Origin of the sequence: Actinokineospora enzanensis DSM 44649, from assembly GCF_000374445.1 — a bacterium.
GTDB classification, from domain to species: domain Bacteria; phylum Actinomycetota; class Actinomycetes; order Mycobacteriales; family Pseudonocardiaceae; genus Actinokineospora; species Actinokineospora enzanensis.
In genome coordinates, this window is the sequence record NZ_KB894429.1 from 14,976 (window position 1) to 28,452 (window position 13,477).

The following is a 13,477-nucleotide window of genomic DNA, read 5'->3' on the forward strand; positions in this document are numbered from 1 at the left end:
GTCCACGCAGGACGGCGGCGTGGGCTCAGTACCTGCCTGTCCCCTCGATTCCGTTGGTTCGGGCGGCAGGTCCGCTCACCCCGCCCGCGACCGCCGGTCCCGGGGTCGTCACGAACACCGCCACCAGGGACAGTGCCGCCGCGAACGCGATTCCGGCTCGCCGCGTTCGACGGGTCGGCTGTGCCTTGGTCATGTGTCTCTCCCTCCCTGCCTGGGCACCCGCCATTCTCCGCCAGGCGGCCCGGCGGGGAAAGCAAGCGAATGGACCAGCCTCGGGGTTCGGTTGGGGGATCGGTGCTGGTCAGGTCGCTGACAGGGCACCGGACACCATGTCAGGGCTGGGGCGGGGCGGTGTCAGCGCGGGCCGTGACAGTAAGGCCATGACGAGTTCAGCGATTGTCGCCTCAGGGCTGCGGAAGGCCTACGGGGACAGGATCGTGCTCGACGGCATCGACTTGGATGTTCCGGCGGCCACGGTCTTCTCCCTGCTCGGGCCGAACGGGGCGGGCAAGACCACCACCGTGAACATCCTGACCACCCTGCTGCGGCCGGACGGCGGCACGGCCCGGGTGGCCGGGCACGACATCGGCGGGGAGACCAGGGCGGTACGGGCCGCGATCGGGGTCACCGGGCAGTTCGCCTCGGTGGACGACCTGTTGACCGGGGCGGAGAACCTGCGGTTGATGGCGGACCTGCAGCACCTCGGCGGCCGCGCGGGCAAGCGGGTCGTGGACGAGCTGCTGGCCCGGTTCGACCTGGGGGAGGCGGCCGGGAAGCGGGCGTCGACCTACTCCGGGGGGATGCGGCGGAAGCTGGATCTCGCGATGACCCTGGTGGGCAGGCCGCGGATCATCTTCCTGGACGAGCCGACCACCGGGTTGGACCCGCGCAGCAGGCGGACCATGTGGGACATCGTCCGAGAGCTGGTCGCGGACGGGATGACGATCTTTCTCACCACCCAGTACCTGGAGGAGGCAGACCAGCTCGCCGATCGGATCGCGGTGCTCGACCAGGGCAGGCTGGTCGCCGAGGGCACGGCGGCCGAGCTGAAGCGGCAGGTGCCCGGCAGCCACGTCCGGCTGCGGTTCGCCGACGCGGGGCGACTGGACTCGGCCGCGCGGGTGCTCGCCGGGTCGACCCCGGATCGTGACGGGCTGGTGCTGCGGGTGCCCGGCGACGGCGATGTGCGGTCGTTGCGGTTCCTGCTGGACCGGCTCGACGAGTACTCGATCGACGTCGAGGAGTTCTCCGTGCACACGCCGGATCTCGACGACGTCTTCCTCGCCCTCACCGGACATTCGAGCACGGAGGTCACTTCCGCATGAGCATCACCGACTCCGCGACCATGCTGCGCCGCAACGTCAAGCACACGATGCGCGACCCGGTCGTCCTGTTCAACGCCATCCTGTTCCCGATCGTGATGATGTTCATGTTCGTCTACGTCCTCGGCGACGGGTTCGACGTCGGCGGCGGCGACTACATCGACTACGCCGCCCCTGGCATGATCATGCTGGCGCTCTGCTACGGCATGGGCGCCACCGCCACGGCGGTGAACTCCGACATGACCAAGGGCATCATCAACCGGTTCCGGGTCATGAACATCTCCCGCGGCGCGGTCCTCACCGGACACGTAGTGTCCACTGTGGTCCGCACGCTGATCGGCATGGCGGTGATCGTCGGGGTGGCGTTCGCGATGGGGTTCAGCCCGGCCGCGAGCTTCCCGCAATGGCTTGCGGTGACCGGGATCCTGGCGCTGACGGTCGTCGCCGTCACCTGGTTGACCATCGCGTTCGGACTGGCCGCGAAGTCGCCGGAGTCGGCCGGGTTCTTCGCGGTGCCGCTGATCATGCTGCCGTTCTTCAGCAGTGCGATCATCCCGGCGGAGAAGATGGGGCCCGGTATCCGGCAGTTCGCCGAGTACCAGCCGTTCACGCCGATCATCGAGACCGTGCGCGGACTGTTCGCGGGCACCCCGTCGACCGGCTCCACGCTCGCCGCGATCGGCTGGTGCGTCGGGATCGGCGTGATCGGCTACGTGTGGTCGCTCGACAAGTTCACCAAGCGAGTGTGACCGCGGCCAGTTCGCGCCAGTCCGCCCGCGCCCCCTCCGACGTCGCCTCGGTGAACCCCGTGTCACCGAGGCGACGTCGCGCGGTCCGCTCGATCCGGGCGATGTCCGGTCGGGACCGGTCCGGCAGGCCGCGCACGGTCGTGCTCGCCGCCAGCAGCCGGGCCGCCTGCTCGTACTGCTCCTGCCGCAGCGCCAGGTCGGCGATCCCGACGAGCACCTGCGCGGTCAACGGCGCGGCCGCGTGCCCGGACACCGCCCGGAACGCCGTCGCGCGGTGCGCGCGGGCCTCGGCCAGATCGGTGGCGAGGTAACCGAGCAGGTCGTGGGTCATCGCGTGCGTGCCCGCCCGCTCGGCCTGGTCGCCCAGCATCGTGGTGGCGACGGTGATCTGCCTGACCGCCTCGGCGGCGTCACCACGCCAGTGCGCCAGCTCCGCCTCCACCAGCGCCAGCTCGACCAGCGCCTCCGGCCAGGCGACCCGTCGCGCGAGCCGTCGGGCCTCCGCCATGGCCGCGGCGCTGGACTCGTCGTCACCGGCCAGCCAGTACAGCTGGGACTGCCGCGGCCGCATCCGCACCACGTCCTCCAGCCCGCCGACCTCGGTGGCCACCGCGATCGCGTGCTCGTAGTGCGCGCACGCGCCGGTGAACTCGCCGCGCACGGCCATCCGCTCGGCCACCTCGGTCAGCGCGAACGACATCCCCCACCGGTCGCCGATCACCCGGAACTCGGCGAGCGCCGCCGCGAGGTACTCGTCCGCGTCCGTCCCCTCGTGGCCGAGCATGGCCCGCAGCTTGCCGAGCTGCAGCCGGGCCAGGGCGCGCACCCACGGGTCGTCGTCGGCGAGCAGCGGTTCGTAGGCGGGCAGGTAGCCGTCGGGCGTGTCGAGCATGCTCCGGACCGGGGCGGCGAACCTGATCGCCGGGTGCACACCGGGCGGCACGTCCCGGCCTGCCTCGTACGCGCGGTTGATCCACTCCGCGGCCTGGTACTGGTCGTTGCGCCCGGACACCACGAACGTGACCACGAACGCGTACACCACGGCCCGGACCTCGTCGGCCACCTCGCCCGGCACCGCGGCGGCCGCCATGACCAGCTCGTCGCCCTCCGCCTTGTGCCCGGCCAGCCACCAGTACCAGCCCGCGGCCGCGGCGAGCCGCATCGCCCCGTCGGCGTCGCCCGCCGCGAGCGCCCAGCGCATGGCGGCGCCGATGTTGTCGTGCTCGACCGCCAGCCCGGCGAGCCAGGTCAGCTGCTCGGCGCCGCGCAGGTGCGGCTCGGCGGTGGCGGCGAGCCCGGTGAAGTACGCCAGGTGGGCGCGCCGCGCCAGGTCCGTCTCGCCCGCCTCGGCCAGCCGCTGGGTCGCGTACTCCTTGATCGTGCCGAGCATCCGGTACCGGGGCGCCCCGGAACCGCTCGCGACCACCAGCGACTTCTCGGTCAACGCGGTCAGCAGGTCCAGCACGTTCTCGCCCGCGCAGACGTGCTCGACCGCCTCCAGGCTCGCGCCGCCGGAGAACACCGACAGCCTGCGCAGCACGACCCGCTCGGGCTCGCCGAGCAGCTCCCAGCTCCAGTCGATCACCGCGCGGAGCGTGCGGTGCCGCGGGAGCGCGGTGCGGCTGCCGCCGGTGAGCAGGCGGAACAGGTCGTCGAGCCGGGCGGCGAGCTGGTCCAGGGTCATCGTGCGCAGCCGGGCCGCGGCGAGCTCGATGGCCAGCGGCATCCCGTCCAGCGCCCGGCAGACCCGAGCCAGCGTCGACACCGTGTGCGCGTCGGTCCCGAGGTCGGTGCGCACCGCGCCCGCCCGGTCCCGCAGCAGCCGCACGGCCGGGGACGACTCGATCGCCGCGGGGTCGGCGTCCGGCGCGGGCAGGACCAGCGGCGCGACCGGCCACAGCGCCTCGCCGGTGATGCCGAGCGGCTCCCGGCTGGTGGCCAGGATCCGCAGCCGCCCGCACTCGCCGAGCACCCGGTGCGCGAAGGCCGCGGCCGACTCGATGACGTGCTCGCAGTTGTCCAGGATGAGCAGCATCTCCCGGTCGCGGATCGCGGCGATGACGCGGTCGGTCGGCTCCGCGTCCGGGGCGCCGCCGAGCAGCGCGTCCCGGTGGCCGAGTGCGGCCAGGGTCGCCTGCGCGACGGCGCGCCCGTCGGCGTCGGCGCCGATGGGGGCGAGCTCGACCAGGCGGGCGCCGTCGGGCAGGCCGTCGAGGAGGGTGCGCGCGGTCTCCGCGGCGAGCCGGGTCTTGCCCGAGCCGCCCGGTCCGACCAGGGTGGTCAGCCGGTGTCCGGTGACGAGCCCGCCGACCACGGCTACGTCGGCGTCCTTGCCGACGTAGCTGGTCAGCTCGGCGCGCAGGTTGGTCGGCCTGCTCTCCTCGCGCCGTCCCAGCTCGCCGCGCAGCAGCGCGACGTGCAGCTCGGACAGCTCCGGCGACGGGTCGACCCCCAGCGCGTCGGCCAGGGCCTCGCGGGCGCGCTCGTAGACCAGCAGGGCCTCGGTGTCGCGGCCGGTCGAGACGAGGGCCCGCATCAGCGCGGCGACCAGGCGTTCACGCACCGGGTGCGCGGCGACCAGGTCGGTCAGCTCGGTGATCGCCTTCGCGCCGTCGCCGTGCGTGACCTCCGCGTCGAACCGGTCCTCCAGGGCGGTCAGGCGGAGTGCTTCGAGGCGGGTGGCGGCCGCGTCGAACGCGTCGCTGTCCTGCAGGCCGACGTCCGCCATGGCCGCGCCCCGCCACAGCGCGAGGGCCTCGCGCAGCCGTCGGGGATCGGCGTGGTCGCGGGCCTGCGCGACGAGGCGTTCAAACCGCACGGCGTCGACGGTGTCGGGTTCGGTGACCAGCCGGTAACCGTTCGGCTGCCCGTCGACCGATCCGGCAGGCAGCACCTTCCGCAGCCGGGACACCAGCCGTTGCAGGGCGTTCGCCGCGTCGGCAGGCGGGTTCTCGCCCCAGATCCAGTCCACCAGGGTCGACTTGGGGACCACGCGGCCGGGTTCCAGCGCGAGGGCGACGAGCAGTGCGCGCAGGCGGGCGCCCGGCACGTCCAGTGGGACGCCGTCGTCCGCGCACACCTCGAACGACCCCAGCACCCCTATCCGCACCGGCTGAGTCTGCCACGCGCGTTCCGGCCGCAGGCTCGCCCTGCCGCGGCGCCGTGTCGCCGATGACGGTCGGTGTCCGGGCCGTGTCAGCCGGGTGTCAGCGGGGTCGGCGACCGTGGCCATATCGACCACGAGAGGACATCCCGATGACCGCCATCCCGCACGGCCTGCCGATGAACCGCGACGCGGGCCCGTTCGACCCGCCCCGCGCGATCACCACGCTGCGTGAGTCCCGCCCGGTCAGTCCGTTGGTGTTCCCGGACGGCCACCAGGGCTGGCTGGTGACCGGCTACGACGCGGTCCGCCAGGTCATGGCCGACACCCGGTTCAGCTCCCGGCTGGACCTCGACGTCGTGCACGTGCCCTACGAGACGCCCGGCATGCCGGTGGCCACCGAGCCGTCGCCGCCGATGCCGGGCGTGTTCGTCGCCATGGACCCGCCGGACCACACCCGGCTGCGCAAGCGGCTGACCGGCGCGTTCACCGTCAAGCGGATGAAGGCGCTGGAGGAGCGCATCGGCGAGATCACCGAGCGGCAGCTGGACCACCTGGCGGGCCTGACGCCGCCGGTCGACCTGGTCGCGGAGTTCGCGCTGCCGGTGCCGTCCCTGGTGATCTGCGAGCTGCTCGGCGTGCCCTATGCCGACCGCGAGACCTTCCAGGCCGACTCGGCGAGGTTCCTGGTCCGCGACCAGCCGCTGGCCGAGAAGATGGCGGCGCTGGTCGCGTTGACCGGCTACCTGGCCGAACTGGTCACGCGCAAGCGCGCCGAACCCGGCGAGGACATCCTGTCCGACCTGGCCCGGCACGACGACCTCACGATCGAGGAGCTGACCGGCGTCGCGTTCCTGCTGCTGCTCGCAGGCCACGAGACCACCGCCAACATGCTCGCTCTGGGCACGTTCGCGCTCCTGGAGCACCCGTCGCAGCTGGCCGGGCTGCGCGCCGACCCGGGGCTGGTCCCGGATGCGGTGGAGGAGCTTCTGCGCTACCTGTCCATCGCGGACATCTTCTACCGCTACGCCACCGAGGACATCGAGGTCGGTGGCGAGACGATCGGCAAGGGATCGACGGTGGTGGTGTCGCTGTTGGCCGCCAACCACGACCCGGCCCGGTTCGAGGACGCGGGCACGCTGGACATCCACCGCAAGGCGCGCGGGCACCTGTCGTTCGGCCATGGCATCCACCAGTGCCTGGGCCAGCAGCTCGCCCGCATCGAGATGCGTGCTGGGTTCGAGGGGCTGGCGCGGCGGTTCCCGGGGCTGGCGTTGGCGATCCCGGCGGGGCAGGTGCGGCTGCGGTCGGACATGAACATCTACGGCGTCCACGAGCTGCCGGTCACCTGGTAGCCGCCTGCCTGCCCGGGTCGGCCATGGCGGCCAGCCGGGTCGCGGTCGGCTCGTCGGCGGGGAGGAAGGCCTCCAGGCGGAGCTCGGCGACGGTCACGTCCAGTGCGGTGGCGAAGTGGGTGAGCGTGGTGAGCAGGTGGAGGTCGCCCGCCGGGGTGCGCAGCCGCAGCGGGGTGGCGAAGCCGAGGTGGGACGGCGGGATGGGGCGGGTCGGGACATAGCAGGCCAGGTCGGCGATCAGGGCGTCCAGCACGGGGTCGGGGGTTCGGGCGGCCTGGGCGCGCAGGGCGTCGACCACGTGGCAGGCCCACTCGTCGAAGTTCGTGATGTGCGGGGCGAGTCCGGTGGGGTGGAGCAGGAGACGGGGAATGTTGACCGGGGGCGTGCGCAGCTCGGGGGCGACGTCGGCGGTGAGGGCATGGAAGGCGGTGTTGGCGGAGACGAGCGTGCCGTGGCGGTCGACGACGATGGCCGGGTACGGATTGTGGGCCGCGAGCACCTGTTCGACGGCGGCGCGCACCGGCGTCAGGTGGCCGTCGGCCCAGGGGGTCTCCGGGTAGGCGGGAGCGAAACCGGCGGTCAGGAGCAGGGCGTTGCGCTCGCGCAGCGGGATGTCGAGCGACTCCGCCAGCCGGATGATCATCGCCCGGCCGGGGGTGGAGCGACCGCTCTCGATGAAGCTCACGTGCCGCTGGGTGGTCCCGGCGCGCAGCGCCAGCTCGATCTGGCTGACCTTGCGGCGGTGGCGCCAGGTGCGCAGGTCGTCGGCGAGGCGCGGGGTGGACACGTGTCCTGTGTAGTCGATCGGGTGCTGCTGGGCTATTCCCCGTCGGGAATTGCGGCGGTGCGGGTCGCACCGGCACCTTGGCGGCGCACAGGACGAGCCGAGGAGGAGCCATGACCGACCCGACCGAGTTGGCCGACCGCTATGTGGCGGTGTGGAACGAGCAGGACGCCGAAGCGCGCCGGGCCGCTGTGGGCCGGTTGTGGGCGGAGGACGGCCGCCACATCCTGCAACCGCCGGGAGAGGTCGTGCGGTCGGCGACCGGCCTGGGCCTGACCACCACGTTCGAGGCGCACGGCCATGCCGAGCTGGAACGCCGGGTTCGGCTGGCGTACGAGGAGTTCGTGGCCCCGGGCGAGTTCGCCTTCCGCCGCCGCGACGACGTCGCCAGACTGCGCGACGCGGTCAAGTTCACCTGGGAGATGGTCTCGTCCGACGGCGAGATCGCGGGCGTCGGTCGAGAGTTCCTGCTCCTGGACGCGCACGGCCGGATCGTCGCGGACTACCAGTTCATCGAGAGCTGAACCGGTGTCGTTCGGATATCTCCTGCCCACCTTCGCCACCGAGCCGGACGCCGCCGTGGAACTGGGCCTCCAGGCGGAGGCGGCGGGGTTCGACACCGTCTGGGTGCCGGACAGCCCGTTGGTCTACGGCCTGCCGGATCCCTTGTCGAGGAGCAGTTTCGCGGCCACGGTGGCGCCGTCGGTCCGGATCGTGTCGGCTGTGGACCTGGCCCGGGTGCGGGTTTCGGGGGACAGGGCGGTGGTGAGCGCGGCGGACAGGGACGCGACGGTCGGGGGCGGGTCGGTGTGTGCGACGCCGATGCCCAGGTCCGATACGCGGGTGGCCCAGTAGGGCTGGTCGGCGACCAGGGGGATCACCACCTGGGGCGTTCCGGCTCGCGCGGCCGTGGTGGTGGTACCCGCGCCGCCGTGGTGGATGACGGCGGCCACGCGGGGGAACAGGGCCTGTTGGTTGACCTCGTCGACGACGAAGCAGTCGGTCGGGGACAGGTCCGCCCAGCCTCGGGCGAGGAGGATTCGGCGGCCGTGCGCGCGGGCCGCCTCGATGGCTGTCCGGGCGATGTCCTCGGGGGCGCGTGCGGCCATGCTGCCGAATCCGACGTAGACCGGTGGCTCGCCCACGTCCAGGAATGCTTCCAGGTCATGGGGGAGCGGGCGGTCGTCGGGCAGGATCCACGCGCCGGTCTGGACGACGTCGAGGTCCGTCATCCCCTGGGACGGGCAGAGCGTCGGGTCCGCCGCCAGCCATGGTCGGTCGCCGAGCACGTGGTCGCGGACATTGTCCACCGGCGTCAGTCCGATCGCGGCGCGATGCCGGTTGAGCGCGGGACCGTACAAGTCGTTCACCCGCTGGGCGTCCTGCTGCCACAGCACCCGGTTGTCGGTCTCGCCCGCCGGGGACGCCCGGCCCGGCCGCCTCCCCGGCGGGAAGTGCGGCGAGGGCAGTCCGCGCATGTGGTAGCACGCGCAGACGTAACGGATGCCCAGCTTGTCGGCCACATCCCGCGCGCCTGCAGGCATCAGACCGGTCGCCACCACCGCGTCACAGCCCTCGGCCGCCTCCGCGAGTGTCCCGAACCGCGTCGTGACCAGCTCGTCGGCGAGCCGGAACGCGTCCAGCACGGTCGGTTTCGGACCGCTGACCACCGACCGGACTGCCGGTCCCAACGGAACCAGTGGAACACCGGCCCGTGCCGACAACGCCACGAACTCCTCGTCCGGCGGTACGCACAACCGCGCCTCGGCGCCGAGTCCCCGCAACGCCGCCGCGAGCCCCACCAACGGCTCGACGTCCCCGCGCGATCCCCACGCCGTCAACAACACCCGCACTGGCGAATCCCCCATGTCCCTTGGCTTTCAACGATTCTGGGGGACGACGGGGGTCTTGCCGCAAGCCCCCCACTCCGCTATACGTTGAAGTGGGGGGCGAAACGCGGCGCCTACACGATCCCGGCGGCGATGAGCTGCTTCCAGATCTCCGCCTGGTCGACGACCTCCACGCCCAGTTTCTCCGCCTTGGTCAGCTTGCTCGCGCCGACGTCCGCGCCCGTGATGAGGTAGTCGGTGTTGGCCGAGACCGAGGTCGCGGTCGTGGCGCCCGCCTTCTCGCACAGGCGTTGGAATGTCGGGCGGGGGACCTTCTCGCCCGAGCGGGGGTCGTTGATGGAGCCGGTGACCACGACCGTCTTGCCCGCCAGCGGCGCGTCGGAGGCGACCACCGGGGGCAGGTCCTCCTCGCGGACGTCCAGGGACACGCCGTGTTCGCGGAGCAGTTCGAGCTCAGGGCGGAGGCGGCCCAGGTGTTCGGTGAGGGAGGCGGCGACCTTCGGGCCGATGTCCTCCACCGCGACCAGGCGTTCCTCGCCCGCGTCGGCGACCTCCTCCAGGGAGGTGAAGCCCGCGCGGCACAGCCGGGCGGCGGTGCCCTCGGAGGCCATCGGGATGGCCAGGCCGATCAGCGCGCGGCGCAGGCCGACGGCGCGGCTGGTGGCGATGGAGTCGATCATGCGGGTGGCCGAGACCTCGCCGACGCGGTCGAACTCCAGCAGCTTTTCCCTGGTCAGGGTGTAGAAGTCGGACGGGCTGTCGAGCAGGCCCGCCTCGGCGAGGCGTTCGATCCACACCGGACCGACCGCCTCGATGTCGGCGGCGGCGCGGGAGGCCCAGTGGATCAGCCTGCGGACGGTCTGGGCGGGGCAGGCGACGTTGGTGCAGAACAGTTCCCGGCTGTTGCCCTGCTCGGTGAGCGCCTGCCCGCACGACGGGCACACCACCGGCGGCACGATCTCGCGTTCCGCGCCCGTGCGCTGGGACTCGTCGAGCACCCCCGCGACGAACGGGATCACGTCACCGGCGCGGCGGACCAGGACCACGTCGCCGATCCGGATGCCGCGAGCCCTGATCACCTCCTGGTTGGCCAGGGTGGCACGGGTGACCGTGGTGCCGCCCACGAACACCGGCTCCAGGTGCGCGACCGGGGCGATCTTGCCGGTCTTGCCCACGTCCCACACCACGTCGGTCAGCACCGTGGTGCGCTCCTCGGCGGCGAACTTGAACGCCAGCGCCCCGCGCGGCGAGTTCGACCTGGTCCCGGCGGCGGCGTAGGCGACGCGGTCGGCCAGGCGCAGGACGGCGCCGTCGAGGTCGTAGTCCAGCTGGTCGCGCTGGGCCTCGATGGTGGTGATGACCTGCTGCGCGGCCTCCGCGTCGTCGCAGTGGCGCATGTCGGCGACGCTGAAGCCGAGCGTGCGCAGGCCCTGCTCCAGGTCGGCGTCGGCGCTGTCCGGGGTGGAGGTATCGAGGTCGAAGGCGAAGAAGAACAGGTCTCGGCCCGCGACGGTGGCCGGGTCCTTGGCCCGCAGCGTGCCCGCGGCGGCGTTGCGCGGGTTGATCAGCGGCTTGTCCTGGTGTGCCGCGTTGTAGGCGGCGAAGGTCGAGCGCAGCATCACCGCCTCGCCGCGCACCTCCACCCGGCCGGGCGCGTCGACCCGGTCCGGCACGCCCGCGGTCAGCGCCCGGACCAGCGGTGTCACGTCGTCGCCGGTGGTCCCGTCACCGCGGGTGACCGCGCGGGCCAGCCTGCCGTCCTCGTAGACCAGCGCCAGCGACAGCCCGTCGAGCTTCGGCATGACCACCACCGACTGGCCGGGGAACCGCGCGAAGAACGCCGCCACCTGCTCCGGTTTGGTCGCCTTCTCCAGCGACAGCATCGGCCGCGAGTGCCGCACCGGCGCGTGCAGCACCGCGGGCGCACCCACCTGGTCCAGCGGGTTCGGGTCCGGGGCCAGCTCCGGGTTGGCCTCGATCAGCCCCCGCAGCTCGTCCTCGATCGCGTCGTACTCGGCGTCGGCCACCCGCGGCGAGCCCCGGTAGTAGGCGTCGCGCAGCACGACCACCTGGTCGGCCAGCTCCCGGATCCGTTCCTCCACGTTCACGGCGTAGACGTTACCCGCGGCCACCGACATTCCGACCAGGTCACCCGGCCGATCGGACGTGGATCCCGTCCTCGCCCGTCGGGCTCGCCGGGAAGGGCCGCTCGCCCCACACCCGCCGCTCCCACTCGGTGATCGACAGGTCGGCGAGGTCGCGTGGCCGAATGTCGGCCGGGATCGCGCGCTGGGGCAGCTGGATGTACGGGGCGCAGGCCAGCGCGCACGCGACCTGGTCGTCCTTGGCCAGGATCGCCTTGCCCGCGACGTAGGCGGCCTTGTAGGTGACGTGGTCGTAGTCCTGTCCGCACAGCTCGATGCTCTTGAGCACGTTGTCCCGGTGCTGCACCAGTTGCCGCCGCACCTGCTCCGCGGTCGGCAGGGCGCGGCGGTCGTAGGGCGTGATCGTGCCGCAGTCCCCGATGAACAGGTGCGCGGCGATCGTCGGGTCCTCGGGCACCGCGACGGCGAGCAGCGCCCACGCGTACGCGGGACCCTGGATCGTGGCGCTCTTGTTGCCGCAGACGACATGCGAGCCCGGCAGCGGCGGCGTGCGCCGGTCGTCCGCGGCGTGGCCGAACAGCCGCTCCGTCGCGACCAGCAGCGGCCCAGCCGACGCCCAGGCCAGGCCGCTGGGCTCGCGGTCGGTGGCGGTCAGGGCGTCCAGCTCGTCGGCGGTGTAGAGATCGAGGGTGTTGCGGTGCGCACCCAGGTCCGCCTTGGCCAGGTGCAGCCCCCACAGCGCGCCGCCGGGACCGCAGAACGACGCGGCGGTGCCCATGTTGATCTGCCCGATGTTGGCGTCGGCGGTCTCGCAGCGGTCGTGGCTGACGATGGACTCGGTGCCCCAGTCCAGGCCCGCCATGTCGACGGTGGCGACCGACAGCTTCATGGTGGCGATGTAGCCGCTGCCGTCGCTGGTGAACCGGGTGGCGTCCATGCCGTGCGGGGGGTTGCCGTAACCCGTGGCGTAGTCGGTGTAGGAGCCGACGGCGTTGTCGATGACCTCGCCGAGCGTGGGCGCGGTCATCGGCCGGGCTCGACCGCGCGGGAGAAGCGGAGGGTGGTGCGGCCGTAGCCGTCCGAGTAGATCTGGGCGATCTGTGCCGTGCCGGTGGCGTCCACGCGGATGGCCTGGAGGCGGATGACGGTCCGCTTGCCGACACTGATCAGCTGGTCGATCGGGGCGGTGGCGTTGCTCCCGGTGCGCGCGTTGCCCGGGTTGACGTCGATGACCTGGTCGACCAGCCGTTCGCTGTCCGGGACCGGAGCGCCCGCGGTCACGTCGAACAGCCGGGCGGTGATGAACGTGTTGAACGGCGGGACACCGTCGAGGCGACCGCGGACGTCGGCGTCGATCGTGTACGTCCCCGCGTCGGGCAGGGTCACCTGGAGTGGTGTGTCGGTCCAGACGCCCGCGGGAAGGTCTATGTAGGCGTCCAGCTTCCGGATGCCCTGGGCGGCCGCGGGCGCCGCGACGACGTCGGTCTGCAGGGCCACCGTCGTACCGGCCACCACCAACGCCGCCATCAGTGCGATGACGCCGAGCCGCGGGATCCGCATGATTCCTCCGTACGAAGCCGGATCGGGCCTACCATCGGGGCCCTTTATAGGTCTCCGCCGTCGAGGCACGTAAGCCCGTGTCACACCAAAGGCTGACGGTTGTCGATCATGCCGACCTGGCACCGGTCGGGCCCATGACGCTCGTCGGGCAGGCCGCTGTCGTGCTCGACTCGATCGCTCCGGGCGATACCGAGAGTCCATTCGAAAGAAAGTCGGGGGCGGTGTCCATCCGACGGTGTCCCGTCCGTAGAGATGTCGTCCGGTGATACTGCCGGGTGAGCGACGAGGGAGTGCCGACGTGAAGTACATGCTGTTGATCAACGCGGGTGCGGTGGACGCCGAGGGCGGGGCGGCCGAGTGCACGGTCGAGGACTGGATGGCCTACGACAAGGAGGTGAAGGACGCGGGCGTGTTCGTGTCCGGTGAGTCGCTGGCCGACCTGGTCACCGCGACCGCCGTGCGGGTCGCCGAGGACGGCGGGCGGACCGTGACCGACGGGCCGTTCGCCGAGACCCGCGAGGTGCTTGGCGGGTTCTACGTCATCGACGTGCCCGATCTGGATGTCGCGCTGGACTGGGCGGCGCGGTGCCCGGGGGCGCGCGGCAGCGGGTCGATCGTGGTCCGGCCGATCGCCGACTTCGGCGCCTGA

Annotated in this window: 12 protein-coding genes and 1 pseudogene; 6 read left to right on the top strand and 7 right to left on the bottom strand. The window is 72.4% G+C overall.

Features of this window, described 5'->3' with window-relative positions; genetic code table 11:
• Window positions 1-25: 25 nt before the first annotated feature.
• Window positions 26-193 carry a hypothetical protein gene (locus C503_RS46235; RefSeq protein ID WP_018685212.1) on the bottom strand — a complete coding sequence of 56 codons (168 nt, stop codon included), beginning with the start codon at window positions 191-193 and terminating at the stop codon, window positions 26-28.
• A gap of 187 nt (window positions 194-380) precedes the next feature.
• Between C503_RS46235 and C503_RS0126325 the strand changes: the two genes are divergently transcribed.
• Window positions 381-1,325: a daunorubicin resistance protein DrrA family ABC transporter ATP-binding protein gene (locus tag C503_RS0126325; protein ID WP_026316720.1), complete on the top strand. Its 945-nt coding sequence runs from the start codon at window positions 381-383 to the stop codon at window positions 1,323-1,325.
• Entirely contained in the window at window positions 1,322-2,071 is a 750-nt protein-coding gene (locus C503_RS0126330) for an ABC transporter permease (RefSeq protein WP_018685214.1), read from the top strand. Before C503_RS0126325 ends, C503_RS0126330 begins: the two co-directional genes overlap by 4 nt.
• On the opposite strand, the gene C503_RS0126335 is transcribed toward C503_RS0126330, so the two are convergent.
• A complete protein-coding gene (locus tag C503_RS0126335) occupies window positions 2,055-5,180 on the bottom strand; it encodes an ATP-binding protein (RefSeq protein ID WP_026316721.1) in 3,126 nt (1,041 codons plus the stop codon). The genes C503_RS0126330 and C503_RS0126335 overlap by 17 nt on opposite strands.
• Window positions 5,181-5,326: 146 nt before the next feature.
• Here C503_RS0126335 and C503_RS0126340 point away from each other — a divergent pair, with 146 nt between their 5' ends.
• On the top strand, window positions 5,327-6,529 hold the full coding sequence (locus tag C503_RS0126340) for a cytochrome P450 (protein ID WP_018685216.1): 1,203 nt from the start codon (window positions 5,327-5,329) through the stop codon (window positions 6,527-6,529).
• On the opposite strand, the gene C503_RS0126345 is transcribed toward C503_RS0126340, so the two are convergent.
• Window positions 6,519-7,316: a helix-turn-helix domain-containing protein gene (locus C503_RS0126345; protein ID WP_018685217.1), complete on the bottom strand. Its 798-nt coding sequence runs from the start codon at window positions 7,314-7,316 to the stop codon at window positions 6,519-6,521. The genes C503_RS0126340 and C503_RS0126345 overlap by 11 nt on opposite strands.
• A gap of 110 nt (window positions 7,317-7,426) precedes the next feature.
• On the opposite strand from C503_RS0126345, the gene C503_RS0126350 reads away from it, so the two are divergent.
• Together C503_RS0126350 and C503_RS48955 are read left to right on the top strand one after the other, a co-directional pair.
• Entirely contained in the window at window positions 7,427-7,837 is a 411-nt protein-coding gene (locus tag C503_RS0126350) for a hypothetical protein (protein WP_018685218.1), read from the top strand.
• Window positions 7,838-7,892: 55 nt separating this feature from the next.
• Window positions 7,893-7,979, top strand: a pseudogene (locus tag C503_RS48955) (hypothetical protein); the annotation flags it as partial.
• Here the strand turns inward: C503_RS48955 and C503_RS0126355 are convergent.
• The 4 genes from C503_RS0126355 to C503_RS0126370 all read right to left on the bottom strand — a co-directional run bounded on the left by C503_RS0126355 (window position 7,961) and on the right by C503_RS0126370 (window position 12,828).
• Window positions 7,961-9,166, bottom strand: a complete 1,206-nt coding sequence (locus C503_RS0126355) for a glycosyltransferase (protein ID WP_018685219.1) — start codon at window positions 9,164-9,166, stop codon at window positions 7,961-7,963. The pseudogene C503_RS48955 and the gene C503_RS0126355 overlap by 19 nt on opposite strands.
• A gap of 110 nt (window positions 9,167-9,276) precedes the next feature.
• Window positions 9,277-11,271, bottom strand: a complete 1,995-nt coding sequence (gene ligA / locus C503_RS0126360) for an NAD-dependent DNA ligase LigA (protein ID WP_026316722.1) — start codon at window positions 11,269-11,271, stop codon at window positions 9,277-9,279.
• 40 nt (window positions 11,272-11,311) lie between these two features.
• The gene (locus C503_RS40945; protein WP_018685221.1) at window positions 11,312-12,295 is read right to left on the bottom strand and encodes a histidine decarboxylase, pyruvoyl type; all 984 of its coding nucleotides are present in this window, start codon (window positions 12,293-12,295) and stop codon (window positions 11,312-11,314) included.
• Window positions 12,292-12,828, bottom strand: coding sequence for a hypothetical protein (locus tag C503_RS0126370; RefSeq protein WP_018685222.1), 537 nt, complete (start codon window positions 12,826-12,828; stop codon window positions 12,292-12,294). Before C503_RS0126370 ends, C503_RS40945 begins: the two co-directional genes overlap by 4 nt.
• Window positions 12,829-13,126: 298 nt before the next feature.
• Here C503_RS0126370 and C503_RS0126375 point away from each other — a divergent pair, with 298 nt between their 5' ends.
• On the top strand, window positions 13,127-13,477 hold the full coding sequence (locus tag C503_RS0126375) for a YciI family protein (RefSeq protein WP_018685223.1): 351 nt from the start codon (window positions 13,127-13,129) through the stop codon (window positions 13,475-13,477).

Excerpts from the sequence above, each read along its gene's own strand:
- C503_RS46235 (WP_018685212.1), bottom strand. The coding sequence starts at position 193 with ATGACCAAGGCACAGCCGACCCGTCGAACGCGGCGAGCCGGAATCGCG.
- C503_RS0126325 (WP_026316720.1), top strand. The coding sequence starts at position 381 with ATGACGAGTTCAGCGATTGTCGCCTCAGGGCTGCGGAAGGCCTACGGG.
- C503_RS0126330 (WP_018685214.1), top strand. The coding sequence starts at position 1,322 with ATGAGCATCACCGACTCCGCGACCATGCTGCGCCGCAACGTCAAGCAC.
- C503_RS0126340 (WP_018685216.1), top strand. The coding sequence starts at position 5,327 with ATGACCGCCATCCCGCACGGCCTGCCGATGAACCGCGACGCGGGCCCG.
- C503_RS0126350 (WP_018685218.1), top strand. The coding sequence starts at position 7,427 with ATGACCGACCCGACCGAGTTGGCCGACCGCTATGTGGCGGTGTGGAAC.
- C503_RS40945 (WP_018685221.1), bottom strand. The coding sequence starts at position 12,295 with ATGACCGCGCCCACGCTCGGCGAGGTCATCGACAACGCCGTCGGCTCC.
- C503_RS0126370 (WP_018685222.1), bottom strand. The coding sequence starts at position 12,828 with ATGCGGATCCCGCGGCTCGGCGTCATCGCACTGATGGCGGCGTTGGTG.